The 25,245-nt window shown below is 69.4% G+C and carries 30 protein-coding genes and 2 pseudogenes; 14 read left to right on the top strand and 18 right to left on the bottom strand.

Annotated features, from left to right (window positions below; all coding sequences use genetic code 11):
* Window positions 1–14: 14 nt before the first annotated feature.
* Window positions 15–749: a prepilin peptidase gene (locus tag ACZ62B_RS10365; RefSeq protein ID WP_469689828.1), complete on the bottom strand. Its 735-nt coding sequence runs from the start codon at window positions 747–749 to the stop codon at window positions 15–17.
* Entirely contained in the window at window positions 746–3,679 is a 2,934-nt protein-coding gene (locus ACZ62B_RS10360; RefSeq protein WP_469689826.1) for a BTAD domain-containing putative transcriptional regulator, read from the bottom strand. Before ACZ62B_RS10360 ends, ACZ62B_RS10365 begins: the two co-directional genes overlap by 4 nt.
* 121 nt (window positions 3,680–3,800) lie before the next feature.
* Here ACZ62B_RS10360 and ACZ62B_RS10355 point away from each other — a divergent pair.
* Both ACZ62B_RS10355 and ACZ62B_RS10350 read left to right on the top strand, forming a co-directional pair.
* Window positions 3,801–4,442, top strand: a pseudogene (locus tag ACZ62B_RS10355) (DUF5753 domain-containing protein); the annotation flags it as partial.
* Window positions 4,443–4,449: 7 nt separating this feature from the next.
* Window positions 4,450–4,659 carry a DUF397 domain-containing protein gene (locus ACZ62B_RS10350; protein WP_469689822.1) on the top strand — a complete coding sequence of 70 codons (210 nt, stop codon included), beginning with the start codon at window positions 4,450–4,452 and terminating at the stop codon, window positions 4,657–4,659.
* Between the two features lie 54 nt (window positions 4,660–4,713).
* Here ACZ62B_RS10350 and ACZ62B_RS10345 read toward each other — a convergent pair whose 3' ends face one another.
* From ACZ62B_RS10345 to ACZ62B_RS10295, 11 genes are all read right to left on the bottom strand, one after another.
* Window positions 4,714–4,941, bottom strand: a complete 228-nt coding sequence (locus tag ACZ62B_RS10345) for a hypothetical protein (protein ID WP_469689819.1) — start codon at window positions 4,939–4,941, stop codon at window positions 4,714–4,716.
* 376 nt (window positions 4,942–5,317) lie between these two features.
* Window positions 5,318–5,767 (bottom strand): Tad domain-containing protein, encoded by a 450-nt coding sequence (locus tag ACZ62B_RS10340; RefSeq protein ID WP_469689815.1) that lies wholly within the window; start codon window positions 5,765–5,767, stop codon window positions 5,318–5,320.
* A gap of 11 nt (window positions 5,768–5,778) precedes the next feature.
* Entirely contained in the window at window positions 5,779–6,213 is a 435-nt protein-coding gene (locus ACZ62B_RS10335) for a TadE/TadG family type IV pilus assembly protein (protein WP_469689814.1), read from the bottom strand.
* Entirely contained in the window at window positions 6,214–6,663 is a 450-nt protein-coding gene (locus ACZ62B_RS10330; RefSeq protein WP_383613599.1) for a TadE family protein, read from the bottom strand.
* Window positions 6,664–6,686: 23 nt separating this feature from the next.
* Window positions 6,687–6,938, bottom strand: a complete 252-nt coding sequence (locus tag ACZ62B_RS10325; RefSeq protein WP_006133157.1) for a hypothetical protein — start codon at window positions 6,936–6,938, stop codon at window positions 6,687–6,689.
* Window positions 6,939–7,002: 64 nt separating this feature from the next.
* The gene (locus tag ACZ62B_RS10320) at window positions 7,003–7,914 is read right to left on the bottom strand and encodes a type II secretion system F family protein (RefSeq protein ID WP_469690061.1); all 912 of its coding nucleotides are present in this window, start codon (window positions 7,912–7,914) and stop codon (window positions 7,003–7,005) included.
* Between the two features lie 14 nt (window positions 7,915–7,928).
* A complete protein-coding gene (locus ACZ62B_RS10315; RefSeq protein ID WP_469690059.1) occupies window positions 7,929–8,888 on the bottom strand; it encodes a type II secretion system F family protein in 960 nt (319 codons plus the stop codon).
* Between the two features lie 55 nt (window positions 8,889–8,943).
* Entirely contained in the window at window positions 8,944–10,251 is a 1,308-nt protein-coding gene (locus ACZ62B_RS10310; protein WP_383613596.1) for a CpaF family protein, read from the bottom strand.
* Window positions 10,248–11,099, bottom strand: a complete 852-nt coding sequence (locus ACZ62B_RS10305; RefSeq protein WP_469689811.1) for a hypothetical protein — start codon at window positions 11,097–11,099, stop codon at window positions 10,248–10,250. Before ACZ62B_RS10305 ends, ACZ62B_RS10310 begins: the two co-directional genes overlap by 4 nt.
* A 17-nt stretch (window positions 11,100–11,116) precedes the next feature.
* Entirely contained in the window at window positions 11,117–11,842 is a 726-nt protein-coding gene (locus ACZ62B_RS10300; protein WP_469689809.1) for a hypothetical protein, read from the bottom strand.
* A gap of 616 nt (window positions 11,843–12,458) precedes the next feature.
* On the bottom strand, window positions 12,459–12,974 hold the full coding sequence (locus ACZ62B_RS10295; protein WP_469689808.1) for a hypothetical protein: 516 nt from the start codon (window positions 12,972–12,974) through the stop codon (window positions 12,459–12,461).
* 161 nt (window positions 12,975–13,135) lie between these two features.
* On the opposite strand from ACZ62B_RS10295, the gene ACZ62B_RS10290 reads away from it, so the two are divergent.
* The 6 genes and pseudogenes from ACZ62B_RS10290 (at window position 13,136) to ACZ62B_RS10265 (ending at window position 17,160) form a co-directional block, all read left to right on the top strand.
* Window positions 13,136–13,807 carry a hypothetical protein gene (locus ACZ62B_RS10290; protein WP_469689806.1) on the top strand — a complete coding sequence of 224 codons (672 nt, stop codon included), beginning with the start codon at window positions 13,136–13,138 and terminating at the stop codon, window positions 13,805–13,807.
* Window positions 13,804–14,889: a hypothetical protein gene (locus ACZ62B_RS10285; protein ID WP_469689804.1), complete on the top strand. Its 1,086-nt coding sequence runs from the start codon at window positions 13,804–13,806 to the stop codon at window positions 14,887–14,889. The genes ACZ62B_RS10290 and ACZ62B_RS10285 overlap by 4 nt, the downstream gene beginning before the upstream one ends.
* Before the next feature lie 142 nt (window positions 14,890–15,031).
* Complete coding sequence (locus tag ACZ62B_RS10280) at window positions 15,032–15,607, top strand: hypothetical protein (RefSeq protein WP_469689802.1); 576 nt, start codon at window positions 15,032–15,034, stop codon at window positions 15,605–15,607.
* A 3-nt stretch (window positions 15,608–15,610) separates the two neighbouring features.
* Window positions 15,611–15,814 (top strand): annotated as a pseudogene (locus ACZ62B_RS10275) (hypothetical protein); the annotation flags it as partial.
* Between the two features lie 48 nt (window positions 15,815–15,862).
* Window positions 15,863–16,441, top strand: a complete 579-nt coding sequence (locus ACZ62B_RS10270; RefSeq protein WP_469689800.1) for a hypothetical protein — start codon at window positions 15,863–15,865, stop codon at window positions 16,439–16,441.
* 371 nt (window positions 16,442–16,812) lie between these two features.
* Window positions 16,813–17,160: a hypothetical protein gene (locus tag ACZ62B_RS10265; protein ID WP_469689799.1), complete on the top strand. Its 348-nt coding sequence runs from the start codon at window positions 16,813–16,815 to the stop codon at window positions 17,158–17,160.
* A 523-nt stretch (window positions 17,161–17,683) separates the two neighbouring features.
* Here ACZ62B_RS10265 and ACZ62B_RS10260 read toward each other — a convergent pair.
* The 3 genes from ACZ62B_RS10260 to ACZ62B_RS10250 all read right to left on the bottom strand — a co-directional run bounded on the left by ACZ62B_RS10260 (window position 17,684) and on the right by ACZ62B_RS10250 (window position 20,444).
* On the bottom strand, window positions 17,684–18,922 hold the full coding sequence (locus ACZ62B_RS10260) for a mucin-2 (protein WP_469689797.1): 1,239 nt from the start codon (window positions 18,920–18,922) through the stop codon (window positions 17,684–17,686).
* Window positions 18,923–19,029: 107 nt separating this feature from the next.
* Window positions 19,030–19,845 carry a hypothetical protein gene (locus tag ACZ62B_RS10255; RefSeq protein WP_469689796.1) on the bottom strand — a complete coding sequence of 272 codons (816 nt, stop codon included), beginning with the start codon at window positions 19,843–19,845 and terminating at the stop codon, window positions 19,030–19,032.
* 20 nt (window positions 19,846–19,865) lie between these two features.
* Window positions 19,866–20,444 (bottom strand): hypothetical protein, encoded by a 579-nt coding sequence (locus ACZ62B_RS10250; RefSeq protein ID WP_469689794.1) that lies wholly within the window; start codon window positions 20,442–20,444, stop codon window positions 19,866–19,868.
* A gap of 328 nt (window positions 20,445–20,772) precedes the next feature.
* Between ACZ62B_RS10250 and ACZ62B_RS10245 the strand changes: the two genes are divergently transcribed.
* Genes ACZ62B_RS10245 through ACZ62B_RS10230 form a run of 4 tightly spaced genes read left to right on the top strand, consistent with a single transcriptional unit; the run spans window position 20,773 to window position 23,752 of the window.
* Window positions 20,773–21,126, top strand: coding sequence for a hypothetical protein (locus ACZ62B_RS10245; protein WP_469689793.1), 354 nt, complete (start codon window positions 20,773–20,775; stop codon window positions 21,124–21,126).
* Window positions 21,126–22,622, top strand: coding sequence for a C2 family cysteine protease (locus tag ACZ62B_RS10240; protein ID WP_469689791.1), 1,497 nt, complete (start codon window positions 21,126–21,128; stop codon window positions 22,620–22,622). Before ACZ62B_RS10245 ends, ACZ62B_RS10240 begins: the two co-directional genes overlap by 1 nt.
* Before the next feature lie 31 nt (window positions 22,623–22,653).
* Complete coding sequence (locus ACZ62B_RS10235; protein ID WP_469689789.1) at window positions 22,654–22,983, top strand: hypothetical protein; 330 nt, start codon at window positions 22,654–22,656, stop codon at window positions 22,981–22,983.
* Window positions 22,964–23,752, top strand: a complete 789-nt coding sequence (locus tag ACZ62B_RS10230) for a hypothetical protein (RefSeq protein WP_469689787.1) — start codon at window positions 22,964–22,966, stop codon at window positions 23,750–23,752. Before ACZ62B_RS10235 ends, ACZ62B_RS10230 begins: the two co-directional genes overlap by 20 nt.
* Window positions 23,753–23,775: 23 nt before the next feature.
* On the opposite strand, the gene ACZ62B_RS10225 is transcribed toward ACZ62B_RS10230, so the two are convergent.
* Window positions 23,776–24,036: a hypothetical protein gene (locus tag ACZ62B_RS10225; protein WP_469689785.1), complete on the bottom strand. Its 261-nt coding sequence runs from the start codon at window positions 24,034–24,036 to the stop codon at window positions 23,776–23,778.
* Between the two features lie 214 nt (window positions 24,037–24,250).
* Here ACZ62B_RS10225 and ACZ62B_RS10220 point away from each other — a divergent pair, with 214 nt between their 5' ends.
* Window positions 24,251–24,511 carry a WXG100 family type VII secretion target gene (locus ACZ62B_RS10220; RefSeq protein ID WP_451832324.1) on the top strand — a complete coding sequence of 87 codons (261 nt, stop codon included), beginning with the start codon at window positions 24,251–24,253 and terminating at the stop codon, window positions 24,509–24,511.
* Between the two features lie 88 nt (window positions 24,512–24,599).
* Here ACZ62B_RS10220 and ACZ62B_RS10215 read toward each other — a convergent pair whose 3' ends face one another.
* Complete coding sequence (locus ACZ62B_RS10215) at window positions 24,600–24,902, bottom strand: hypothetical protein (protein ID WP_469689783.1); 303 nt, start codon at window positions 24,900–24,902, stop codon at window positions 24,600–24,602.
* Between the two features lie 72 nt (window positions 24,903–24,974).
* Here ACZ62B_RS10215 and ACZ62B_RS10210 point away from each other — a divergent pair, with 72 nt between their 5' ends.
* Window positions 24,975–25,244, top strand: coding sequence for an SAV_915 family protein (locus ACZ62B_RS10210; RefSeq protein ID WP_469689781.1), 270 nt, complete (start codon window positions 24,975–24,977; stop codon window positions 25,242–25,244).
* Window position 25,245: the final 1 nt, after the last annotated feature.

The raw sequence follows: 25,245 nt of genomic DNA, 5'->3' as shown, positions 1-25,245 counted from the left end.
TGCGCCGGTTGACGTCAGGCCGCGTACGCACCGATCAGCAGCCCCGCGAAGGCCCCGCTGATCAGGAAGGGACCGAACGGGATCGCCGTCTTGCGTCCCGCCTTCCGGGCGACGACGAGGGCGCCCCCGTACAGCGCCCCGAACACGAACCCGGCGAGGGTGCCGAGCATCACGGTCGGCCAGCCGTACCAGCCGAGGACGGCGCCCGCGCCGAGCGCGAGCTTGACGTCGCCGAAGCCCATGCCGCCCGGGTTGACGAGGAACAGCACGAAGTAGCCGGCGCCCAGCGCGAGCGCGCCCAGCAGGGCGGTGGTCCACTCCCCCGCGTGCTCGGGGGCGAGGGCGGCCGGGCCGAGCAGGACGAGGGCGGCCCCGGCGAAGGGGAGGGTGAGCGGGTCGGGCAGCCGCTGCACCCGGAAGTCGACCACCGCCAGCAGCACGCCGACGGGCGCGAGCAGCAGCCAGACGAACAGCTCGGGCCTGGTCCCGGTGGCGGCGGCGAGGGCGGCGCAGACGAGGGCGGTGACGACGACGGGAGCGGTGCCGGGCACGTACGACGGTCCCGCGCACGGCCCGCACCGGGCCCGCCCGAGCCAGCCGCCGACCGGGTGCCCCGCCGGGCACGCCGTCCGCCACGCCTCCCCGGCCGGGACGGAGAACCGGTAGGCCGCGCGGGGCAGCACCGCGCCGGCCGCCGCGCCCCACAGCGCGGCGACGGCGATCAGCAGGGCGTCGAGGTGCTCACTCATCCGGCCGCCGCGACCGCGTCGCGCCAGGTCGGCAGCAGTTCGTCGAGCAGCGCCTCGGTGCGCGGCGGCAGCCCGCGGGCGCCGGCGCGGCCGACGAGGTCGGCGGTGAGGGCGGTGAGCCGCTCGGGGTCGTCGAGGGCGTGGGTGGCGCGCAGCAGTTCGTTCCACAGCCGTTCGTCGGCCGGGGCGGTGCGCAGCGCGGCGTTCAGCGCCTCGATGGCCTTCTCCGCACGGTTCTTCTCCAGGTGGAACCCGGAGAGCGCGAGTCCGGTGTCCGCGACGAGCAGCGGGAGCTGGGCGTCGACGATCTCGTGGGTGAGCCAGCGGTAGCGGCCCTCGGGCCGGTCGGCGAGCAGCGGACCGCGCACCAGCACCAGCGCGTCGGTGAGCAGCCGCCCGCGTACGGCCCGGCTGTCGACTCCCCTGCCCTGGGTGGCCTCGTGGTACAGCGACCGCAGCACGTCCAGGTCGGAGACGACGGACTTGGCGAGGGTGAGCCGTCCGGTGGAGTCCGTGCCGAGGCGGGGGGTGCCGTCGGGGTCGGTGCCGAGCCAGGCGCGCAGCCGCTCGACCAGCGCCTCGCGCACGTCGTCGGTGACGCCGCGCGGCCACAGCGCGGAGGACAGCACGCGCGGGTGGACACCCTCGCGGTGCAGGAGCAGCAGCGCGAGCGCCTCGTGGAGCAGGGCGCTGCGTTCGCCGTCCGGGGTGTCCAGGCCGATGATCTCGTACGGTCCGACCAGGCGCGCGTAGACGGCGGGCCGCCCCTGCTCGCTGATGTCGACGAGGAACGGCGGGGTGGTGCCGGGCCCGTCGGGGCCGCGCTCGGGGTCGGCGTCGGTGAACAGCTCGACGACCGCGCGCTGCTGGGCGGCGGGCAGGAGCTGGGCGTCGAGTTCCAGGCCGAGGAGGGGGGCGAGCAGCTTGCCCTCGCCGGTGATCTCCATCTCCCATGCGGCGCCCGGCAGTTCACCGCTGCCGGTGCCGACGAGGTAGCCGATGCCGAGCCGGCCGGCGTCGGCGGCGAGTTCGGCGAGCGTGACGGCGTCCTCGGCGGACGGCTCGGCGGCGAGCAGCACGAGGTGCGGAGCCCAACGGGTGTGCTGGGCCGGGCCGGTGCGCCCGGTGAGCACGGAATCGTGCCCTGCCGTGCCCAGCGCCCCCCGCCGCTGCCGCGTCTCGGCCTCCATGGTCTCGATCAGCGCCTCGATGCCGTCGAGGTGGCGCAGCCGGTTGGGCGCGAGCGGGGTCAGTTCCTCGCCGAACCCGACGAGGGTGATGGTCATCCGGTCCGACCAGCCGTTGGTGGCCAGCTCGGCGGCGACGGAGGCGAACACGGCGGCCCGGTCGGCCTCGTCGCCGCTCAGCGAGACGATGCCGGGGACGGACTCCAGGTTGAGCAGCAGCCGCGAGTCGTCCATGGTGCCGAGGCTGACGAGGCCGGGGTAGGGGGCCGCGGTGTCGACGTCCTCGTACCGCACTGCGTCGTCCTTGGCCAGCGTCCAGGACGTCTCGTCCTGCCCGACCCGCCAGGGCGCCGGCGGCTTCCCGGACGGCTGGGCGAGCTGGAGGTGCAGGTCGCCGTTGCTGAGCCAGGCCGCGTAGACGGTGGGCAGCGGGCGGGACTCGGCGGCGAGGGACGTGGCGAGCCCGCGCAGCGACCGGTCGAGCAGCCGCACGCCCTCGGGGTCGGCGCCGACGAGCAGCGCGTCCTGGACGTCCTGGGCGTCCCCGGTCGGCGTGGGCGGCTCCATCCCGCGCCGCCCGCCGATACCGCCGAACGCCGACTGCCACAGCGCCTGCCGCCGCCGGTGCCCGAGCGCACCGAGGAGACCGGCGGCGAGGAGGGGCGCGGCGAGGAGGGCTTCGGGGAGGCCGAAGGAGGAGGAGTCCTGGGCGGGGGTGGCGTGCTGCCGGGCCGGCTGCTGGTGACCGGTGTCGTCAGCCTCGGGGGCCGGCCGCTGCTCGGGAACGGAGACGTGGGCTGCACCGCTGCCGCCACCGCCTTGCGCGTGCTCCCCGGTCCTGTCGTAGTCGCGGATCTGCTGCCGCACCTCGGGCGAGACCTCGGGTGCCTCGTCCGGCATCTCGACGAGGTCGCCGCCGCGCGCGTCGCCGGGCATCTCCATGATCCAGCCGGGCCGGATCAGGCTGGCCTCGGACAGCTTGGAACCGTCGGGCTGGGTACGGTCCTTGTTGAGCTCGAAGATCTCCTTGTACCGGCGCCCGTCACCGAGGTGCCGCTCGGAGATCTCCCAGAGGGAGTCGTGGTGACGCCCCTCGGGCGGCTGGATCCGGTAGAACTTCGTGTCGCCCTGCTGCTGGGCGCTGCTGCTCGCGGCGGCTTCGGCGTGCGAGGCCTGTTCGGCGAGGGCGGCGGCGGCACCGGCGGCCTGCTCCTGCTGCTGGGCGAAGAACCCGGGGGTCTGCTGGGCGGCGGCCACGGCGGGCCGCTGGTTCCCCTCCAGGCTCTGCCCGAGCTGGCTGAGCCCCGGAGTGAAGCTGGCGGCGGTCGCGCCGACGAGCAGCACGGCGGCGACGAGCTGCCGGGCGAGCAACTGACTGGGCCCGGCCCCGGGCACCCGCCCCGGCACCCCGACCCCCGACAGCGCGGCCTTCATCTCGACGAGCACGCACGCGGTGAACTGCGCCCAGGCGAGCCAGACGACGAAGGTCAGGATGGAGAGGAAGGTCTGGACGGAGATGTCCTGCTTGAGCCACTCCATCGGCTCGAACGTGTCCGGCAACGGCCAGCCGGCGGTCACGGCCAACGCGAAGGGCACCCCGACGAGCAGCGCGGCCAGCGCCACGAAGGCGAAGAACGCCTTGACGAAGTCCCCGAACGACCGCCGCCGCACCCGCACCGGCTGCGGCGTCCTGTTCCTCGGAGCCGTCGAGCTGGACGGGCTGGGACTGCGGCGTCGCGGCATGGCGGGTGTCCTGGGTTCGTGTGGGAGGAGGGTCTGCTGAGCCTACGGAGATCTTATTGACTCGAATGGCCCCAGTCGAAGGCCTCCTCCCACTCAACCGCCGAACGGGTCTTCGACCGAGAAGCTGGTCGAGGCGTTGGTCGCCATGGCCACCGACCGGACACGCGGGTGGTGGGAGCGGTACAAGGGCCTGCTGCCCCCGTCGTTCCTGGACCTCGCCGAGCTGGAGCACCACTGCACCAGCCGACAGGACATCGAGTTCCTGCACGTACCCGGCCTCTTCCAGACAGAGGACTACGCTCGCGCGATCTTCTCCTACCGGGTCCCCGAACCGCCCCGTGACGACCTCGAACTGCGGGTGAACCACCGGACGGAACGCAGGCGGATCATCGAGGAACCCCGGTCCGTCCCGTACACAGCCGTCATCCACGAGGCGGCTCCGCGCATCCGTGTGGGCGACCGGACCGCAGCGCGTGCTCAACTCCTTCGCGTCCTGGAACTCTCCGAAGCACACCACATCACCGTGCGGGTCATCCCCTTCGACCTGGACGGCTTCGCGGGAGCCACCAACGCCATGATGTACGTGAGCGGTGCCGTACCCAGGCTGGACACAGCCGTACGAGACGCACCGCAAGGTGCCGCCTTCATCGACTCCGAAGCCCAACTCGGCGCTCTTCGAACGCTGTTCCACATGGTGGAGTCCGCGTCTCTCGAACCTGCACGCTCACGCGATTTAATCCACCGTCTGGCGAAGGAGCTGTGAGGAAACCGTGACCACACCCGAAACCTGGCAAAGGTCGTCCCACTCCGGAAGCGGCGACGGCAACAACTGCGTGGAAATGGCGCGTTCCCCCACCCGCACAGCCATACGCGACTCCAAACACCCCGCCCACGGCCCCCTCTCCTTCCCCGCCCCCGCTTTCAACGCCTTCGTCGACGCCCTCAAGTCAGGCAGTGGGGACGGGCTCGGGGACGAATGAGCCGGGTCCCGGTCTGTGAACAGACCGGGACCCGGCTCACGTCGGAAGCGACGCTCAGAGCATCGTGGTGCGCACCGCGCCCTCGTGGGCCACCGAGCCGCCGAGACCGGCGGAGACGCTGAAGGGGCCCGCCTCGGCGTACACACCCACGCCGAAGGAATCGTGGTCCGCGACGACGGCCACACCGGCGTCGATGCCGGCGGAGACGGACTGCCCACCGGAGACGTTGTCCAGGTCCGCGTCGGAGATCTCGGCAGTTTCGACCTGGGGGACGAAGTTCATGACAGGTCTTTCCCTTCTGGCTGTTTCAACTAATCGGAGCGGAAAGGCACGCCCGAAATCCGGAGTGGGGAATCCGGAGCAATGGGATCGGGGAGCCGCGCACTGATCCAAGCACGCCGCCGAACGGCCGACCAGCGACGCACGGCCGACGCACACCCTCGCGGCGCCGCCGAATCCATGAGTGTGGGAATGCGGTCACGGAAACGGCCCGCGTCTTCACGCTACCCACCGGTTACGGAGGGCCTCCGGTGACGCGCTCCGCGCATCCGGACCGATCCGCGCGCTCCGCCCCTTTTCCGTGCGGCCCCACGGTGAACGGTGTGCAGGTCCGAGGGATGTTTCGAGGCGGGCGCGGCCGCGGGGGCGGGCGCGGGCCTCAGCCCACCTCGTTCTCCGCCACCGCCTGCCCGTGCACCACCACGTCCCCGCCGTAGAACATGCCCGTGAAGACCGGCGCGTACGTCAGCTGCACCTCGACCTCCACCGCCTCCACCGTCGCCGCCACGCAGTGCGTCGCCGCGATGTCCGGGCCGGACATGTCCATCTCGCGGGCGAACGCCTTCACCCGGGCGTCGCAGTTCTCGTGGTTGATCGGCGCCGGGCCGCCCACGTCGTCGTACAGCGCCTCGCGGTCGATGTCCTGGGCGGCGTAACGGGCCGCCTGTTCCGCGATGTCCGCCGCACGCTCCCGCTTGGAGATGGACATCCCGCCGTCGATGACGAAGGCCGCCAGGGACAGGAAGACCAGGGCGAAGATGATGACCGCGCCGGCGCCCGAGCCCCGGTCGTCCAGCCGCGTACCGCGGTCGGACAGCCATGTCCTCATACGTGCCGCTCTCACGCCGTCCTCCGGTACGGGTCCAGCGGTGAGCTGAAGCTCGCGGTCAGGGTCGTCGGGATGTCCAGGCCCAGCATGGCGAGGCCCCGCACCTCGCAGCTCACCTCGACCGTGAAGATGGTGTCCGGCTCGAAGCCCTGACTGGTCTGTACGACGGTCACCGGGCCGGAGCAGACGTCCGCGAGGTTCGCCTCCGCCGCCGCACGCGCCTCCGCCATCGCCGTACCGTGGTCCTTCTGGATCGAGCCCGCACGGGCCGCGTCACGCGCCGCGCCGTCCAGCGCGCCACGGCCGTCCACCAGTTGCCCGAACCCCACCAGCACCAGGATGAAGAGGATCATCACCGGCGCGAGGATGACCACCTCGACGGTGGACAGACCCCGGTCCCGGCCGTCACCCGCTCCCGGCCGCCCGTCCCCCAGGGGGAACCCCATCTAGTTCTCCCCCTCCTGCACGAACCGCTCCACCGGCCCCACCGACTGCGCGTGCACCGTCAGATCCAGGCCCGGGAACACCGTCGGAATGCGTGCCGTGATCTCCACGCCCACCGTGTCCTGCTCCGGCTGGAGCATCTTCACATCGGGCGCCAGCACCAACTGCGGGCCGAGCTGCCGGATGTAGCTGTCCACCACGCCCCGCGCCTCGCCCCGCCAGCCGCCGGGCTGGGCGTCCGCCGTCGCACGCGCCTTGCGCGCACCCGCCTGCGCCGCCGCCTGGGCGACGTGATCGGCGAAGAAGTACAGCGCGAACTGCACCGTCGCGAAGATCATGAAGAACAGGACGGGCGTGAGGAACACGAACTCGATCGCGGTCATGCCGGAATCGCCGCGGGCGGAGGCGGCCTCCACCCGTCGGCGTACCCAGCGACGTACGCGCACCGACATCCCCGTGAGCGAAGTGACGGCCGTCAGCAGGTCTTGCCCGCGTCCGCGCCCTTGATGCAGTCACCGACCTTGTTGGCGCCCTCGCTCAGCGCGGCGTTGATGATCGCGGCGACCACACCGACGATCGCCACGACGACCGCCGAGATGATGACCCACTCCACCGCGGAGGCCCCGCGGTCCAGTTCGCCGGAACGGGCGCGCTCCACGCGGGCCCGCATGAAAGTGACCAGGAAGTCCACGGCAGGGATGCCGGTGTGGAAGGTACGTCCGTTCATGACGCGTTGTCCTCTCGAATTCGGTTCACGGAAGTTCTGACGTACGGCTCAGGGGTCGCGGTTCTCACACCTGGAACACCCGCATCGCCGCCGGGAAGATCAGGAACACGAGGAACCCCGCGCACAGCAGCAGCTGCGCCACGAGCATCGACTGGGACTTCTCACCCGCGCTGCCCTCGATCTCGGCGAGTTCGCGGTGCCGCATGGTCTCGGCACGGGAGGCGAGGGACTCGCGCACCTTGGCGCCGTCGTCCGCGACGAGCGCCAGCGACGCGGAGAGGTCCTTGAGCTCCTCCACGCCCAGCTCCTCCCCCAGCTGCCCCAGCGCCTGCCACTGGCTGATGCCGGTGATCCGGGCGTCGGCGAGGGCGTTGCGGATGCGCCGCGTCGCCCAGCCGTCGGACACCTCGGCCGCCGCCATCAGCGCCTCCGGCAGGCCCCGCCCGCCGGCCAGGCTCATCGACACCAGGTCCAGGTACGCGCCGATCACCCGGCGCAGGTCGCGCCGCTTCTCGGCGGCGTCCCGGCGTACCTCCAGGTCGGGCAGGAAGAAGAACAGCACCGCGCAGAGCAGGGCCAGCCAGACCGGGATGATCGGGCTGTCGGCGAGGGCGAGCGTCCAGACGATGGCGAAGAGGAACGGCCCGAAGAACAGACCCGCGACCGCCAGCAGCACCTTGGTCGCCAGGAACTTCTCCCAGCTCCGCTCCAGCACGGCGAGGTCCGCGCGCAACGAACGCTGCTCCCACCCCTGCTGCAGATACAACTCGGCGACCCGCGCCCCCACTTCGGCCCGCAGCGAGCCGAAACGGCCGGTGTCCCGCTCCGCCGTCCGGGCCGACTCGTACGCCGTACCGCGCGCCCGCATCGCGTCGATCCGGGCGACCTGGGAGATCGCACTGCGCTTGGTGGGCGTCAACGCGCGGACCAGGACGTAGATCCCGAGTCCGAGGACCGCGCCGACGACCACCGGCATCGTCAGTTCGTCACTCACCGGCGTACCCCCTCTTCCGGCTGGAGCGGCGCCTGCCGCCGGTCCGGTACGGCACCGGGCGTACGCGGACGCACGAACCGCACCGCCGACTCGTCGCGCACCAGGAACCGTTCGGGCGTCTCGATGGTGGACAGCTTGCGCAGCCACCAGAAGCCGAGCGCGAACAGGCCGCAGACACAGGCCAGTACGAGCTGACCGACCGCCGTACCGTACGGCTCGACGAACTCCCGGTTGAAGATGGACAGTCCGAGCACGAACGCGATCGACACGGCGACGACGATCTGCACGGACCGCCGGGTCGACGCGCGCTGCGCCATCACGCGCTGCCGCATGTCGACCTCCTCGCGCGCCGACTTGGCGAGCGCGCCCAGCACCTGCCGCAGACCGGGTCCGCGCAGCCGGGCGTTGAGGATGAGGGCGGCGACGATGATGTCGGCGGAGGCGTCGTCGATCTCGTCGGCGAGCTGCTGGAGCGCCTCGGCCAGCGGGGTGCGGGAGCGCAGCCGGTCGACGAGCGCGTCGAGGTGCGGGCGCAGCACGGGCGCGGCGGCCCGCGCGGACGCCGGGATGGCCTGCTCCAGACCCACCGCGCCGGCGATGGTGTCGCGCAGCGACTCGGTCCAGGAGGCCAGCGCCTCCACGCGCCGCATCGCGGCCTTCTCCTCCCCGGCTCCGCCGAAGAGGCGGTCCCAGAAGAAGACGAGGACGGCGGCGGCGATGCCGGCGACCGTCCATCGGGTCAGCAGCAGCACGGCGAGGCCGACGAGCGCGGCGAGGGAGCCGCGCCGCCCGGCGAACCGGACCAGCTCGTTCGCCCGCTCGCTCGCCTTCTGCTTCTCGTGCTCGGGCTTGGCGGGCAGCCCGCGTACGGCGACGGCGAGCAGGGCGAGCCCGCCGCCGACGGCGACACCGCACCCGAGCGCGTACAGGACGGTGGTGGAGAACAGGCCGCCCATGGCGCCGAGCGAGTCGAGCGCGGCCAGCGGGGTGGTGGCAGAGGTGCTCACCGGCTCACCCCCACGTTCCGCTGGGCCGGTAGCCGTAGGCCATCAGTTCCTCCAGGCAGGCTATGGGGGCGTGCGCGGTGACCCGCCCGTCGGGGGCCTCCGCGAACACCTCGCTGGACAGCACCCGTCCGTCGACGCCGTTGACCTCGCGCACGGAGGTGACCATGCGCTGGAGACGGCCGCCGCTCTGGTAGTCGTTGCGCCGCTGGATGAACACGACGAAGTTCACCGCGCCCGCGATCAGCATCTGGCTGGCCTCGATGGGCAGCCGTTCCGTCGCCTGCAGGGCGTAGGTGGAAATACGGTTGAAGACCTCGCTGGAGCTGTTGGCGTGGATCGTGGACAGCGAACCGTCGTTGCCCTGGGACATCGCGTTCAGCATGGTCACGATCTCGTCGCCGAGCACCTCACCGACGATGACGCGGGAGGGGTTCATGCGCAGCGACCGGCGCACCAGCTCCGCCATGGAGATGGTGCCCTGCCCCTCGGAGTTGGGCAGCCGCTCCTCGAACGCCACCACGTTGGGGTGGAGGTCGGGGAAGGTGTCGAGCCCGAGTTCCAGCGCCCGCTCGACGGTGATGAGCCGCTCCTGCGGCGGGATCTCGTTGGCGAGGGCGCGCAGGAGAGTCGTCTTGCCGGCGTTGGTGGCGCCCGCGATCATGACGTTCTTGCGGGCCCGGACGGCACAGGCGAGGAAGTGGCCCAGCTCGGGGGTGAGCGTCCCGTTGCCGACCAGGTCGGAGATGAACACCTTGCCCATGCGCGCACGCCGGATGGACAGCGCGGGCCGCCGCGTCACGTCCATGACGGCCGACAGCCGCGAACCGTCCGGCAGCCGCAGGTCGAGCTGGGGGTTGGCGGAGTCGAAGGGCCGGGACGACAGACCGGAGTACGCGCCCAGCACCTGGATCAGCTCGATGAGCTCCTCGTCGGTCTCGGCGACGGCGTCACCGCGCACCTCGCGCCCGTCCGAGTAGCCGACGAACACCTGGTCGCAGCCGTTGATGTCGATGTTCTCGACCTCGGGGTCGTCCAGCAGCGGCTGGAGCCGCCCGACCCCGAACAGCGCGGCGTGCACGGCGGCCGCGTACTGCTCCTCCGTCTCGGCGTCCAGCGGCGTACGGCCCGCGTTGATCTCCGCGCGGGCGTACTCCTCCAGTATCTGGGCGATGACGGCACGGGCGTACTGCCGCTCGTCCTCGGTGGACATCGGCGTGACGCCGTTGACCTGGTCGAGGCGGCGCTGTTCGGCGATCCGGTCGCCGGCGTCCTGACGGAACCGCTTGACCAGCTGATGGTCGACAGCGGTCATCGCCCGGCTCCGTGCGCCTGGGGCGGCTGCTGAACCTGGGCCTGGGCTGCCCACGCGGTGCCGTACTGCTGGTACACGTCGGCCGTCACCTTGCGCGCCGAACGGATCAGCAGCGACTTGTCGAGCCGCCCGCGCCTGCGCCCGGCCAACTGCTCGGCACCGGCCGGGTCGTCGGCGAGCGTGCCGACCACCCGGGCACCGGTCTGCGCGTGTACGAGCATGTCGTTGACCTGGGACGCGAGCTTGGCCGCGTTGCCCGTGTCGGCGACGAGGACGACGCCGATCACCGGGTTGCCGAGGGTCGCGGCACCGCGCGGCCCGCCGTGCAGCTTGCCCGCGAGCGCGGCGGCCCGGTCCCGTACCCGCGCGAGCGCCTCCGGCTCGGTGCGCGAGACGAGCAGGACGAGGGAGGCGTGCGGGAACAGCTCCACGGCAGGGGTGTCCCCGCTGATCCTCCCGCAGTCGGCGATGACGTCGGCGGGAGCGTGCGGGGAGTCGGCGAGCGAGGCGAAGGCGTGCCCGAGCGTCGGCCACAGCCCGGCGAGCCCGGCGGCCTGCTCGGCGATCCCGAGCCCGACGAGCACGTCGAGTCCGCCGCTCAACGGCTGTACGTGGTCCCAGAGTTGGTCGGGCACGAGCCCGCGCCGCGCGGTCGCGGCGATGGACAGCATCCCGGTGTTCGGGTTCAGCGGCCCGCCGTGCGCGGCGGCACTGCGGTACACGAGGTCACCGCCCGCCGGGTCGGTCTCGGCGAGCAGCACGCGCCGCGGCCAGACCGCCGCGAGAGCGACGGCCGCGGTGGTGACGCCGGGGGAACCCTTGTCGGCGGCTAGGGCGATGAGGGCCATGGGTCGGGTGCCGCCTTCTAGTTGCCAGGGACGAGGACGAGTGCCACCTCGCCGTTGGAGGCGGCCTGGGTGAGCACCGCGGCGTCGGCGCTGTCGACGAGCAGCGTCACGGGCTTGTTGGCGCTGCCGACGATGTCGCCGCTCTGCTCCGCCGGCACGGAGTTCACCCGCGCGTCGTCCACGATCAGGGTGTCGCCCCCGCCGGTGGAGCCGGAGGAACCGCTGTCGGAGTCGGAGTCGGAGCGTGAGGCACCACCGACGCGGTAGGCGGCGACGGCGTCACCGTTCTCCAGATTGGCCGGGTACTGCCCCTCCTTGAGGGAGAGACCGACGAGGGCCTTGCCCTCGGGGACCTTGGCCGCATCGCCGAACATCTCGCCGACGGCGACGACGCCCGCCGGGATCGTACTGACGGCCTTCAGCTTCTTGAGGGTGTCGAGCTGGGCGTACTCCACGTAGTGGATGCCCGGGTCCTCGGCGACCATGACCGACGTGGTGTTGGAGTCGGTGACCGCCTGCCCGGCGGGGATCTCCTTGGTGATCTTCACGACCTCGATGCGGTCCCCGGCCTGCAGCACGAGCATCGTGGCACCGAGCGCACCGACCAGGATCAGCAGCACCGCCAGCGCGGCCAGCGCCGGTTTGCGCTCGCGGGGCGGAGTGGGAAGCCGGTCACCGACCGCCGGCCCGGCCGGTGCCGCGGAACGGCCGGCGCCCGCCCCCGTACGCTCTTGGATCTTCACGCAACCGCTCCCCGTACACCCAAGACGATGTCTGCCAAGTTCCCTGAAATTCAGGACACTTCACCCATGCCGACTCGCGCACGGACATGCACGACGGGTCGGGCCTACCCGCCCGACCAGGGCAAATAGCCAACGCTGAGGTGAGTGTCAAGCCATCGCACCGTATCAGCCACACATAAGCCCCTCAAGGCGGAGCCCACCTCACGAACCTCACCCCGCACACCGTCACTCATCTGCAATTTCACTGTTGAACAACCCAGTTGAAACCGCCGCACCACCTGTGCGGAAGCGAACCGCCGAGCCGCCCCGCCGACCACGGACGACGTACGGCTCCTCACGCACCGCACATGATCCCCGCACGATTCACTCACGTGGGCACCGGGCGACCGTGCCATGATCTTCGCCCGGACCGGTGACGGGACGCACTGGACGTACGGGACAACATCGCGCAAACACTCCGACGAGCCCCCCACTTGAACCGCACCACGTCGGCCGCCGCTTCGGACGGCCTGCTGTCACCTCTGCCCAACGGACTTGCGCGGCTCGCGGCGAACGCACGGAAGAAGGAAGGAATACGAGACGGAACACGCAGCGGAAGCCGCCCGTGCCTCCTGCCTCACCTCCCGATCGGACCCCAGTCCCGTCGTGGTCGCGGTGGCTCGACGGGCTGGGCGGGCACGACCGGGTCGCGGCGTGATCGCCCGGAGAACCACTCCCCCACCTGCAGGGCCATCATCACGAGGGAAGGACCGCCGAGCAGCAGGCCGAACCCCAGCCCGAACCACCCACTGCCGTCCCCGCGACTCAGCATCCCCGCTCCGGAGACGGCGAGGGCGACACCACCGATCACCGGGGGAAACAGCCAGGGCCAGGCGTCCGGCTCGGCCACCGCCTCCTCACGCCGCCCCTGGCAGAAGGCCGACCACCAGAACCGGGCGCTCCACCACACCAGCAGATACGCGGAGACGGCCCCGGCGCCGAACCCCAGCCGGGCCGGCCATCCGACCCGACCCGTGACCGCCGCGGCAGTGAGTCCGACGGCCAGGAAGACCCAGAAGAGGAAGAACATGACGCCGACGGCCATCCGGTGCCCACGGCCGCCCTGAAGAGCACGGTGCGAGATGAAGACCATGGCCGCAGCGTAGACGGAGCGGCTCTCCGCCACACGCTCCGTCGAAACAGCCGGTAGCTGTCGATTCGGCCTATTTGTTGGACTGTTCGCGTTGGTGAAACCGAGAACCCCACCGATATCGTCACTGCACTGGAAACGTTTCGTCTCACGGGGAGCCCATTGTGAAGCGTCGCACTTTGCCCGTTGCCGTCGCGTTCGCCGCCGCCGCGACCTTGATGCTGACGGCCTGCGGAGGCGGGGACGACAAGTCCGGCGACAACGACAAGATCGCCGGCGCCGACCAAGGGACGGAGGAGCCGACCAAGTCGGCGGAGCCCTCGGGAGCACCGGCGGAGGACAAGCCGGACGGCGTGGACATCTCCCTGCCCGCGGACATGAACCTGGTCTTCGACTGGGAGGAGCCGAAGGACGAGAACGAGGCTGCGGCGATGGAGGATGCGGCGAACTACGTCCGCGCCATTTACCACGGCGTCGACAAGCGCACGTCCGAGGTCGCGGCTGTGACCGCCTATTCCACGGGCGGAGGGCTGAGCTACGCGCAGACACAGATCAGCGACAGGGTCGACGGCGGTTGGACCGCCACTGGCACTCGGCGTCACTACCAGGCCGCCACCCGGTCCGCCGCGAACGGCACCTCGGTGGAGGTCGCGTTCTGCGTGGACTCCAGCAAGTTCTACGGCAAGGAGATCAAGACCGGGAAGGTCCTGAAGAGCGAGCCCAGCATCGCGGACTACGACCACTTCAAGATCATCATGGTGAAGGTTCCCACGGGTGACGGACTGTGGCAGGCGTCCAAGGTGTTCGTCGAGACGAAGGCGGAGCAGTGCCGATGAACAGGTCACGGCGTACGGCACTCGGCGCCGGCATCACCGCCCTGACACTGGCCTTCGGCATCACCGCCCTCACGGAACCCGCCTACTCGGCAGAACCGTCCAGCAATGGCAACGGAGCCGCCTCGGAGGAGTCGGGCGGCAGCGACGACACCGGCATCTACGCCGCCGCCCGCATCCAGTACTCCGGTTCCGTCGCCAAGAACGGCGGCACGGGAAACGTGACGTCCGCCGACGTCAACTGGGACCCACCGCCCTGCTGGTACGCCCCGTACCTCGGCGCCAAGGACTTCAAGAAGAAGATGTCCAAGGACATCGAGCGCCAGATGAGCGCACCCGGCATGGGCGGCCACGCGGGCGCGGCGCTCAACGAGTTGCAGCGCCACTACGAGGACGACTACGGCTGGACCGACACTCCCGGCTACAAGGACTACAACGTCGAGAAGGACGGCGAGGGGATGTTCTGGGCCGCCGTCGAGAACCCCGACGAGCCCGACCTCCTCAAACGCAGTTCCTGCACCGACCTCCCCTTCTGGGTCGACAACGGCGAGGCCCCGCCGCCCCAGTACGAGGAGGCCATCACCCCGGAGATCCTCGCCGCCCTCGCCTACCAGCACATGCAGCTGCCCGACACCGAGGTCAGCCTCAAGCCCGAGGAGACCACCAAGGTCAACCTGCCGACCTGGGCCTGGCTCGACAAGACCGTCTTCGACGAGGTCCAGGCCACGGCCTCCATCAACGCCCCCGGCTTCGCCCTCCAGGCCACGACGACCGCCAAGCCGGTCTCCCTGAAACTCGAGCCGGGCACCAAGGACGCCGAGACCTACCCCGCCTCCGGCGAGTGCACCATCAACGCCGACGGCTCCATCGGCGAGCCCTACGCCGAGGGCAAGGCCGACGAGACCCCTCCCTGCGGAATCACATACCTCCGCTCCTCCGGCAACGGAACCTACAACCTCCAGGCCACCATCACCTGGGAGATCGCCTGGACCGGCACCGGCGGCGCGGGCGGCGACCTGCCCGACGGAACGTTCGGGAACGACCAGGCAGTCACTGTCCAAGAGATTCAGTCCATCAACCGTTGAACCGAGACTCCGGTCCGTCCGCCCACGCCACGATCGTCTCCTCCCGCCACGTTGCTCACGTGCCTCACGTGCCTCACGTGCTGTTGCGGGCGGTGGGTAGCCTCGGCCGGAGTCGAGGTCGGTCCGGACCGAGGGAGCAACCGTGGAAGGCACGGAGAATTCCGGAACAGGCGCAGCGAACGCGTTCCACGGGCGGGCGGTGGTGTACCGGGAGAAGCTGCCGAGGCGCTGGATCATCGCAACCTCGGCAGCCTTGACCGGCTGGGTCGCATATCAGGGCAGCATTCTGCTTCCCGAGGACAGCACGGTCTGGATCATCGTTCTTGGTTTCTCCGTGTTTCTCGCGCTCGTATTCAATGCCGTGCCGATTTCCAAACGCATTTATCACCGGATCCACGTCCGCGACGGGCGGTTGACCGTCGGACGGGAGACGATCGCGGTGGAATCGTTGGCGGTCGCCTCGCTCCAGGAGGCTCGTGAGCAGCCCACAGACGCGGAATTCACCGCGTCCTTGGCCTCGCGGTCGCATGAGGAACTCGCGGAGTTGCGGCGGAGAAGCCACGTGGCCAGGGCGCCGCGGCTCGTAGGGGGCGGCTGGTCCGTGCCGATGGGGATGGACCAGATCGTGGTCGAGACTGTGCAAGGCGAGTCGCTGCTGATCGCTACCCACGACCGCGAGGCGCTGCTGGACGCACTGGCACGAGCCCGCCAGGCCTAGGGCGACTGGACCGGTACGGCCTTCAACGCCTCGCTCACCGCCGCGATGATCGCTCCCAACCCGGTCACCGCCGGCCTCGCCGTCGGCACCGGGCTCGCCTATGCCGGAACCCTGAGCTGGGACCACTCGGACAAGATCGAGAAGGCGGGAGAGGCCATTTCCGACGGCGCCAAGAGACTCGGCAGCGCCCTCAACCCGTTCGACTGACGCCGATCGTGGCGGATCCGCGCCCTGCGGCGCGAGGGGAAAGGAACCATGCGGCAGCACACGTACACGCTCGACCACTGGGAGGACCGCTCCGGCCATCGGCTGACCTGGACCTTCGGCTACCGGGGCACAGCGGGCGAGTTCGGCCGGATCGAGGTGGTCTACCCGGCGAAGCGGCACGGCGACCGCCATGTCACCGAGGTCAGCGGGGACAGCGTTCCCGCCGCCTCCTTCAGCGGCTGGGCCTACGGACGCAAACCCTCGCTCCACATGGCGCAGCTCAGCGTCGGCGGGGCCGGAATCCGCCTCAAGCGCAACCGCTGGGCACAGACCAGGGCCGGACGGGCCCTGCGCATGCAGTGCGCCGGACGGGAGTACCGCTACCTCGCGACCGGTCGACGGCACCGCGACCGTGCCCTGATCCGCGACGGCGTGGAGATCCGGTCCGGCCGGCACGGCAGCGGTGCGCGGAAGAAGGCCACCTTCACCGTCCTCGGTCCGGTCGACGCCACCGACCTCGTGCTGGCCGCCGTGCTGGTCGGCGTCAACACCCGCAACCTCACCCGGGGCGGCGCCGTCCGCGCCTTCTTCAACAGATCTCTGAACTGGCTGGAGATCTTCCAGTGACCTCGTGAACCGCCTGAGCCACCGCCGTCCGATCCTTCCCACCGCCGAAAGCGACACACAATGCCCTCGTACGACAGCACCCGGGGCCGGTTCCGCCTTGCCGAGAGCCACCTGGACGTCCTCCGCCACCGTGTCGGAGGGGAACAGGCACCCCGGAACTGGCCGGCGCCGAACGCGAATTGACGGAGGCCGGCCTGACGGGCCGCCAGGGAAACCTTGACCTCCTGCTCGGCCCGCTGGCCAGCGCTCTGCGGACCCCGTCGTCCTTCATGTGGAGGCGATCGGTGAGCACGGCACCCTCCACCACGGCGTCACCATCGGCGACGGCTGCGTCTACTCCCATGAGTCCTGGCCGGGCTCGGCGGAGTCGGATGACCGCCGCATGGCAGGGGCACGACGAGGGAACCCCGGCCCAGCAGGTACGCGGGTTCGCGGCGTGGGACTGCGGACTCCTCTGCTACTGGCGCCGCGAACTGCCCACCGAACCGATCCTGCCCGGCCAGGTGGACGGCGCCATCACTCCCAAGCTGGTCCGGGTCGACGCCAAGGAGGTCTGGCGGCTGATCACCGACCTGGGCCTGGCTGGGCAAGGCGAGGTTCAAGGGAGGTCTCGATCACCAAAGTGCGCCAAGCGAGTCCAAAAACCTGCCGGGCGCAGAGATCACCGCTCCTCGGAGAGAAAGATTCCGCGTATACACGCCCTCGAAAAGAATGGCTAGACTCAGGTCCACGGAGTCGACAGATCCATGCATTTCCCCGGAAATTTTCGCCGGATTCTTCCAGCTCGACCGGGTCATCAGCACTTGCGCCCCATTTCGCTCAAGCACATGGTGCCGCTTGTTCACCGTCTCTCGATAAACGTATTCGCGCTCCACGGCCCGGACCCGCAAGGCCCGCCGAGCTCTACTCCATCGCCAAGAGCTCCGCGAAACAGTTGCGTGCTGCCCCGCGACTTTCAGCGCGCCTCCCGCAACGCGCGGCTTTCCACCGTAAGGAAGCGCGACGTAGGAAGAGACCGGGACGCTGCCACCCGTCACCATCGTGCCCATACTGGAACTTCTGTCAGTTACCGGCACGGCTTCAAGCGCCGGCAGGAGCAACTCCACGGAACCGAGACCCGCCACTTCACCGTTCCAGAAGGCCACACGCCTACGACCACGTTCATCACCAGGAGATTCGAACCGGTGAAGCTCGAAGGAGTGATCGCTCATCGCCGCACCTCAGCTTTCACCTTGAAGTAGATCAATCAAATGGATTCAAGGCACTGCCGAGCTTCTTGGCGCCGTCCGCCAACTTGTCGGCACCCTCGGAGATCTTCTTGCCGGCCCAGGCTCCCGCGTCGGCTACCTTGCCGGGGAACTCCTTGATTTTCTCTCGGTTCTGCCAAAGGGAGACGCCACCGTATATGGCGCCGGTGACCACCGCAGCACCAATGGTCACCGGGGTGGGTGCCACCATGGCCATGGTGAGTGATGCGTTGAAGGCCGTGCCGGACACCTTTGAGACATATCCCAACTTGTCTCGCTTGAACGCCTCGACAGGGTTCCCCTCCTGGTAGAGGTCGAACGCACCGACACCTGTGGCGACAACGCTTCCACCGATGCCTGCTGCCCGCCACCAGCCGGCGGTACGCAGCGCGGCGCCCGCACCGGACCTCAATGCCCCCAGTCGGCTCGCGCCAGCGGCTCGGGAGGCCGTACCGACGTTGTTGCCGACCTTGAGGAGATTGGCCTCCCAGGCGTACAGCCTTCCGCCATGGAGTTGAGCGAGCCTGTCCGAGCCGGTCAGGACATCGAGGACGACAGTAGGTGTGCTCCTGCCGATCTGTGCCCCCAAACTGGCTATTCGGGCCGGAATCAGGCTCGGAGCCCTGCCTTTGAGGATCTGTGCGAGCGTGGTTCCCGGCGCCTTCATGAAGGTACCGTGCTTGAACCTCTTGATGAGACTGAGCGTTCCCAGGGTCGCCATCGTGAAAGCACCCGTGACGGTGGAGGCGAGGGCGGTGAGCTCGATGTAGTCACCAACCACCTCACCGATTTTCTCGTCACCGCTGACTTTGGCCACAGCGTCTCCCGGAATACGCTGAAGCCAGTCCTGATACGTCTCACCGGGCTTGCGCTTGAGCCAAGCAGCGTCGAACTTGTCCCCGCTCGCGATGGAAGCGTTGGCGATCAGCATCGCGTCCGGCGGGAGCGTCAGACCTTTGAGTTCCTCCGGCTTGAAACCCGCGTACAGGGCCGCGGCCTTGGGATCGCCCTTCTCGGCCCTCAGGATGGCCGCACGCCGCCGCAGGTCGACGGCCGTCTCTCCGGTCCACGACTGCATGGGCTTGAGAACCGCCAGCTTGTCCCGGACGCCGAGCTGGGTCGCCCGGGTGAAGGCCTCGTCCAGCTTGTCCCCGAGATTGCCCCTGCCGTCGAACAGCTTCGCCAGGTGTTCCAGGTCCGACGGGTTGGCCATGCGCTTGGAACTGTCGCTCACAATTTCCCCGTGATCGTCATGATGCGCTCCACTCGAGGACCGGTACCGGCAGGCAGGAACCCTGGAGGAACGCCGAATGGTGTCTGGATTCGCGGAGTACGGCTGAGTCAGGAGGTCCGCGGCTGAGCGGCAGCGAGCTGCGCCCCGTCCGGAAGCAGATCCGTCATCAGGCGCCAGAGCTCCTTGGCCGAGGTGCGTCGCACCCGCAGCTCACTGCTCGCCTCCACCTGACCGTCACTGACGGGCTCGGCCGGCAGTTCGCGCAGCCAGTAGCCCTCAAGGCCGCAGTCCCAGACCGACAGCGCCGTCACGGAGAGCCCACCCGAACTTCGTTCCTCCCCCGCTCCCTGCCAGACAACAGTGATCCGCCACATGCCGTTCAGTTGCGCGAGGATCTCGGAGAGCCGTAGGGGAGCCCCGGTCACCTCTGCCACAGCCTCCGGCTCCTCGAACTGTCCAGCCTCCATGCGCTCGATCACTTTGTCGAACAAGCCCATGGTGGACGTGATCACCTCGCTGTCGTCGGCCTCATCGGTGAAGTCCCGGTGCAGGTCCACCATCCGGGCCAGGGACCACACCAGGGTCTCGGGCTCCGCGGGCACGTACTCCGACTCCGTCGAACCGGGCCACGCCTCGTGGGTGAAGATGAACTCGTCGCCGATGACCGCCCCGTTGCTGGTGACGCCCTGCGGACCGGTGACTTCCACGCGCGCGATGACACGCGGCGCCATCAGCGTGGAAACGAGTGGATAGAGATCGGCGACGATCTTGTCGTCGCCGTCCAGCAGCGCCGCTTCTCGCAACTCGTCTCGCGCCTGCGAGAGTTCGTCCGGCAGCGGGTCCCCTTCGACGAGAATTCCCAGCACGCTGATATGGGCATCGGACAGCCGCAGCCGACGCCGCGCCGCATCCAAGGAAGGCATTCTGTTGTATCCCCCAGAAATCAGAGAAAATTGCATCGGTTCAGAAAGCGCCCCGGCATCGACACCAGAGCGCCGGACATCGAAAGGTTCCGCGTGTACACGGCCTCCAGGACGACGGCGAGGCTGATGTCGAGTGCGTCCGCCGAGCCCGAGCAGGTCCCGGACAACGTCTGCGGGCTGTTCCAACTGGAACGCCTCATGAGCACGCCTGCGCCTGGACGGGCCAGTTCATGGCTGCGCTTGCCACCGATCTGGACGTAAGTGTACGAGCGCCCCATGACCTGAATGCGAAGAGCTCGCCCCTGGCGGCCCGGCCGGTAAACGTTCCGGGAAAGGTCCGCCGGTTCCCAGTCGACCCGCAGTTCCCCTCTAGCAAGGAGAGGACGCCGCAGGTATCGCAGCCCGAGATAGGTGACGAGGGGGAAGCTGTCACCGCTGACCGCCACCTCGCAGTATTCCGACGGATAGTCACTGTGCTCCGTGGGAAAGGCCAGCTCGATGGGGCCGAGGCCGTCCACCTGGCCGACCCACGAGAAGACCTCGCCCCGGCGCCCGCGAGTGGATGGCGCGCGCCGGAGCTCGAAGGACACCCCGCTCATTCACTTGCCCCCTTCCTTGCCTTCGGTCGGCTCGACAGCGCCCATGCCCATGGCCACCGCACGGCCGATTCACATGCCAAAAGCCGACATGGGGGAAATGGCACGCTGTCGCCACGCCTCCCGCATCGGCCGCCAGGTCACAGTAAAGCAAAGGTGACGGAGGTGTCGGCGGGCGCCGAAGGCCTGTGTGATGAGCCTGCGCGAGCCGGGGAGATTTCCCTCCGCAACCGTGGAACGGAACCGACTCTCGTATGCTTCAGCGGCGATCCCGTACACCAACTCACGGGAAAAACGCCGGAAATGTCAGCGAACGGGGAGGACGTCGGCCGTGGGGCCTACAGACGCGGACAGTGGTGCCGAGTTGAAGAAGCGGGCCGAGCGGTTGCGGGAGTGTGCGCGTGAGGCGCGGACGCTGGCGCGCAGCCTGGGGCCGTATCTCGATGGCGTGGTGAAGAAGGCCACTCCGCGCGCCGGCTCCCGGGCCGGGGACGGCGCGGACGCGATCTGGCAGGGGCCCTTCGCCGACGACTGCACCGCACAGTTGCAGCAGCGGCAGCGCACCCTCAACGGCATGGGCGGCGCCCTGCTGGCCGATGCCACCCGGTGGGAGAACCAGGCCGACGAACTGGACCGGCAGGCCAAGGAGAAGGACAAGGCCAAGACCGGGACGGGCGGCAACTGATGGGCTTCAGAGGATTCGACGCCGTCAGGCTCACCGCACTCGCAGGCGACCTCGACGCCCTCGCCGGCAACGCGGGGAAGCTGCACAGCCGGCTGGCCGCCGTCCTGACCTCCGCCCAGCAGAACCTGCCGTCGGGACAGAGCGCCTCCCGCGACCCCGATCTGCAGGCCCTCGTCGGCGACGTCGTCCCCATACCGTCGTTCTTCGGCGGGCGCCGCCGGCTGCCCGGCTCCCTGACCGGCGAACTCGGTGACATGCAGTCGTCGATGAAGCGCCGGATCAGGCAGCTGGAGGGCGTGCAGGAGCTGGTGCGCAAGGGCTACCCCGTAGCCGACGGAAGCGTGTTCCTCGACGAGAAGGCCCCGGACGCCAAGAAGATCGACGAGGCCCTGCGCAACCTGCGGGCGCTGGACGGCAAGGACTTCGGTACCAACGGCAACCGCGACGACCTGGAGAAGGTCTCGGGCGAGCTCGACGGGCTGACGGCCGCCGAGATCGACGCCCTCATGTCCAAGGCGTCCCCGAAGGACCTCGCCTTCTACAACGAGCTCATCACCGACACGGGTGATTCCGGCTGGAACCCGTTCGACGAGAACGGTCTGCCCGAGGACAAGCGCCGGGACACCCTCAGCCTGATGCTGTCGAAGATCAGCCCGGAGAACGTGCCCAAGTTCCAGGCGGCCTTCCCCGGGATGCAGCCGACGTTCACCAACACCGGCGCGTACGAGCAGGGCGGCAACAACCAGAACGGCCAGACCAACAGCGGCATCCACTGGGCACCGCCCGGTGACCCGCTGTTCGTGAACGGTGTCTCGTCCGAGGACGTCAACCAGAACCAGTTCGGTGACTGCTGGTACGTCGCCTCACTGGCCGGCCTGGCGCAGAAGAACCCCCGGTTCGTCCAGGAGGGCATCAAGGAGAACCCGAACGGCACGGTCAGCGTCCGCGTCTGGGACAAGGAGGGCAACTACCACTGGGTCACCATGACCGCCGACCTGCCCACCGACCAGAACGGTAACCCGATCAGCACCTACGGCAACGGCGAGTCCTGGCCCGCGTACTACGAGAAGGCCTTCGCGATGGTCTACTCGGAGGACGGTGACGACGAACGCGGCTACGGCGGCATCGAGGGCGACGACCCGAAGAAGGCCGCCCCCTACCTCACCGGCCAGGAGGGCGAGGACCTGACGACGGGCGGCTTCCTCGGCATCGGCGAGGACGAGGACAAGAACCTGGACTCCCTGAAGAAGGCGTTCGACTCGGGGCAGGTCGTCACCGTCTCCACGCCGGCCGACGAGAGCCTGGACAAGAACCACCCCAAGGAATGGGGCAGCACCTACCACAGCAATCACGCCTACTACGTCCGCGGCTTCACCGACGACGGCAAGGTCATCCTCGGCAACCCCTGGGGAACCTCCAACTATCCGCCGATCACCGTGACGCAGGAGCAGTTCAACAAGTACTTCCAGGCGCCGGAGGCATTCGATGTCCCGTGACGACGCCCGTGACACCCGGCAGGTGAGTGGAGTGACGACCGACCGTCCGCAGGTGAAGTACCCGTTCGAGTTCGACGGCCGCTGGGTGCTCCGCTACCACATTCCGTACGCCGTGGAGCATGAGGGCCATACGCACCGGATCGTGGCGACGATCTTCGCCCAGCCGTCGGTGCACGGCCGGATCCAGGTCAACCGCGACGGGCAGTTCATCGCCGAGTACGACGAGCTGGTTCCCGGAAGCCTGGTGGAGATCACCGGAGACGCCTGGCGGGTGACGGAGGTCGCGTACCGGACCCGCGTCGTCCTGGAACGCGTCCCCGAGGAGACAAAGGAGGAAGCCGGTGCACAGGCCGGTGAGTAGGTACCGCCGCATCGCAGGCTCCGCGCTGGCCGTGCTCACGCTGGCGGGTTGCGGGTCGTCGTCCGGCGGGGGCGGCGAGGAGCCCACGACGGCCCCCGCGCCCACACAGGCGGCCGCCGAGGACAAGGGACCGGTGTGTGTGGGCGAGGCGCCGCAGGACGGGGTGCACGTCCTGCGCGGCGGCGGCTTCCGGCTGCCGGGGGGCGGGGGCGTGCAGTACGCCGCTGCCGACGCCGACGGCACGACCCGTACGGCGACCCTGCGCGAGGGGGAGCGGTACGAGTCCGGCCAACAGGAGTGGACCGTCGAACCCGGGACGGACGTCACCGTATCCGGCCACGCCTACACGGTCCGGCAGATCTGCTCCTACCGCCTCGTCCTCGAACCGAAGACGGCCGAGGACAAGGCCGCGCTCGCCGCAGCACCCGAGTCCATGAAGTCGGCGGGCGGGCCGGCGGACGCGCCCCTGTGCTTCACCACCAACGAGGACGTCCTGGCCGCCGCGGCAGCCGGCTTCCCGCCCAAGGGCGAGAAACTGTCCCTCGTCGGCAACGGCGGCGTCCAGCGCTTCCCGACCGGCCTGTCCCTCACCGTCTCGTACCTCGACACCGGCACGGGCACAGCCGGCATCGCCGCGAACTGCGCGGCGGTCCCGGTCGCGGCGTACAAGGACGTGCGGGTCGGCGATCCGGTGGAGTTCGCAGGGGTGCTGTTCGAGGTATCGCAGATCACCGAACAGGCCGTGCGGCTCACACGGACGAGTGCGTAGCGGGCCGGCCGGCGCTCCTGCCCCTACTTCTTCTTGTCCTGGAGGTCCTTGGCGTCCTGCGTGCACTGCTGTGCCTCGTCACGCAGGGCCTTGGCCACCGTGCCGCACTTCGTCTGCCAGGTCTTGAGCTTGCCACGTACGTCGTCCGCGTTGGGGCCCGCCCAGGACTTCATGCCGGTCGTGCTGTGGTTCTTGGCCGTGTCGACCAGTGAGTCGATGTGGTCGGCCAGCGAACGCAACTGGCCGGCACGCTGGTTGAGTTCCTGTATGTCAGGATTTGCCATAGCAGCCTCCCCCGCTGTCTCGACGGTCAGGATACGGTCGCGTCCCCCCAGCGCTCCGCCCGGCCCCGCCCGTCGGTCCGCCCCGGACGAACACGCGTTGCTCACCGCACGGCCCCAACCCCTGTGCGCCGGGCAGGAACTGGTCGTGGTGCGATAGCGTCCACTGTTGCAAACGGATAGTCCGCTTGTTCCTGATGACACGGGGAGGATCGCCATGGATCGCGGTGCAGATCTCACACGGCTCCGGGAATTGTCGAAGCTCTACGCCCGGAAGGCCCACGACCTTCAGCTTCTGATCAAGGACCTCCAGACGGCCACGGCTGACAGCACCGGCTACTGGAAGGGCCCGAAGGCGGACCGGTTCCGGGACGACTGGCGCGACGTGAAGCCGACCTTCGAGAAGTGGGTCGACACGCTGAACGAGGCCAGCAAGTCCGCGAACACCAGCGCCGACAACATCGAGCGCGCCACCTGATCCCAAGGCGGGTCACGCGGAGTGCACAGCCGCTCGGGGCGCCGGGACCACACCCTTCAGGGGTTGGTCCCGGCGCCCCGGCGGCGTCTCAGGCGCTCGAGCCGTACGAGCGGGCCTCCGTCGCCGACACCTTCTCGGGCTCGTCCCGGATGGCCGCGTCGATGACCGGCAGCAACCTGCCCACCTGTTCGCCCAGCTTCCGGTGACGCCCTTCCAACTCGCGGTGCCAGGCTCGGGCGTTCCTTCCCACCCAGACCTTGTCGCCCCCGATGTCCTCGGCCGGCCCCTTGAGGGCTCGCTCGAGGTTCTCCACCTCCTTGGCCAGGTCACTGCGCAGCTTCTGCAGGTCTGCCTTTCTGGGATTGGGAACACTGGATTCAGATCCCGTCATTAAATATTACCTTCAGGCTTTCATGTCGCACTCGGAATTGCCCCTGCCCTCAGCGCCTCATAATCTAAGCCAATGGCCTCCGAATACCTCGTCCTGCCCACGATGAGCGGTTCTCCTCCCGACGACGGCGCGGTCGAGGTGACTCTCGTACCGGTCACCGGCGCCGACGGTCAGGAGCGACTCGTCGCACTCGCGTTCACGTCGGTATCCCTGCTGGTCGAGGCGATGGGAGAGCACCAGCCCTGGGTCGTCCTCCCCTCCGGCGAAGTCGAGGGGGCGTTGAGGGGTTCGGGGGCCCGGAGCGTACTGGTCGATCCTCGACTCGCCACGGGCACGGAATAGG

The sequence above is a fragment of the Streptomyces sp. NPDC053426 genome (assembly GCF_055585405.1).
The sequence above is the reverse complement of the archived record's forward strand: the minus strand, read 5'-3'. Positions and strand labels throughout refer to the sequence as shown.

What these genes read in the sequence shown, in the direction of transcription:
- ACZ62B_RS10250 (WP_469689794.1), bottom strand. Translation starts at nt 20,444, where the DNA reads ATGAGCGGGGTGTCCTTCGAGCTCCGGCGCGCGCCATCCACTCGCGGG.
- ACZ62B_RS10340 (WP_469689815.1), bottom strand. Translation starts at nt 5,767, where the DNA reads ATGAGGACATGGCTGTCCGACCGCGGTACGCGGCTGGACGACCGGGGC.
- ACZ62B_RS10265 (WP_469689799.1), top strand. Translation starts at nt 16,813, where the DNA reads ATGACCGCCGCATGGCAGGGGCACGACGAGGGAACCCCGGCCCAGCAG.
- ACZ62B_RS10295 (WP_469689808.1), bottom strand. Translation starts at nt 12,974, where the DNA reads ATGGTCTTCATCTCGCACCGTGCTCTTCAGGGCGGCCGTGGGCACCGG.
- ACZ62B_RS10285 (WP_469689804.1), top strand. Translation starts at nt 13,804, where the DNA reads ATGAACAGGTCACGGCGTACGGCACTCGGCGCCGGCATCACCGCCCTG.
- ACZ62B_RS10310 (WP_383613596.1), bottom strand. Translation starts at nt 10,251, where the DNA reads ATGACCGCTGTCGACCATCAGCTGGTCAAGCGGTTCCGTCAGGACGCC.
- ACZ62B_RS10270 (WP_469689800.1), top strand. Translation starts at nt 15,863, where the DNA reads ATGCGGCAGCACACGTACACGCTCGACCACTGGGAGGACCGCTCCGGC.
- ACZ62B_RS10335 (WP_469689814.1), bottom strand. Translation starts at nt 6,213, where the DNA reads ATGGGGTTCCCCCTGGGGGACGGGCGGCCGGGAGCGGGTGACGGCCGG.
- ACZ62B_RS10305 (WP_469689811.1), bottom strand. Translation starts at nt 11,099, where the DNA reads ATGGCCCTCATCGCCCTAGCCGCCGACAAGGGTTCCCCCGGCGTCACC.
- ACZ62B_RS10345 (WP_469689819.1), bottom strand. Translation starts at nt 4,941, where the DNA reads ATGAACTTCGTCCCCCAGGTCGAAACTGCCGAGATCTCCGACGCGGAC.
- ACZ62B_RS10240 (WP_469689791.1), top strand. Translation starts at nt 21,126, where the DNA reads ATGGGCTTCAGAGGATTCGACGCCGTCAGGCTCACCGCACTCGCAGGC.
- ACZ62B_RS10255 (WP_469689796.1), bottom strand. Translation starts at nt 19,845, where the DNA reads ATGCCTTCCTTGGATGCGGCGCGGCGTCGGCTGCGGCTGTCCGATGCC.
- ACZ62B_RS10315 (WP_469690059.1), bottom strand. Translation starts at nt 8,888, where the DNA reads ATGGGCGGCCTGTTCTCCACCACCGTCCTGTACGCGCTCGGGTGCGGT.
- ACZ62B_RS10220 (WP_451832324.1), top strand. Translation starts at nt 24,251, where the DNA reads ATGGATCGCGGTGCAGATCTCACACGGCTCCGGGAATTGTCGAAGCTC.
- ACZ62B_RS10215 (WP_469689783.1), bottom strand. Translation starts at nt 24,902, where the DNA reads ATGACGGGATCTGAATCCAGTGTTCCCAATCCCAGAAAGGCAGACCTG.
- ACZ62B_RS10325 (WP_006133157.1), bottom strand. Translation starts at nt 6,938, where the DNA reads ATGAACGGACGTACCTTCCACACCGGCATCCCTGCCGTGGACTTCCTG.
- ACZ62B_RS10320 (WP_469690061.1), bottom strand. Translation starts at nt 7,914, where the DNA reads ATGCCGGTGGTCGTCGGCGCGGTCCTCGGACTCGGGATCTACGTCCTG.
- ACZ62B_RS10330 (WP_383613599.1), bottom strand. Translation starts at nt 6,663, where the DNA reads ATGTCGGTGCGCGTACGTCGCTGGGTACGCCGACGGGTGGAGGCCGCC.
- ACZ62B_RS10210 (WP_469689781.1), top strand. Translation starts at nt 24,975, where the DNA reads ATGGCCTCCGAATACCTCGTCCTGCCCACGATGAGCGGTTCTCCTCCC.
- ACZ62B_RS10360 (WP_469689826.1), bottom strand. Translation starts at nt 3,679, where the DNA reads ATGCCGCGACGCCGCAGTCCCAGCCCGTCCAGCTCGACGGCTCCGAGG.
- ACZ62B_RS10225 (WP_469689785.1), bottom strand. Translation starts at nt 24,036, where the DNA reads ATGGCAAATCCTGACATACAGGAACTCAACCAGCGTGCCGGCCAGTTG.
- ACZ62B_RS10365 (WP_469689828.1), bottom strand. Translation starts at nt 749, where the DNA reads ATGAGTGAGCACCTCGACGCCCTGCTGATCGCCGTCGCCGCGCTGTGG.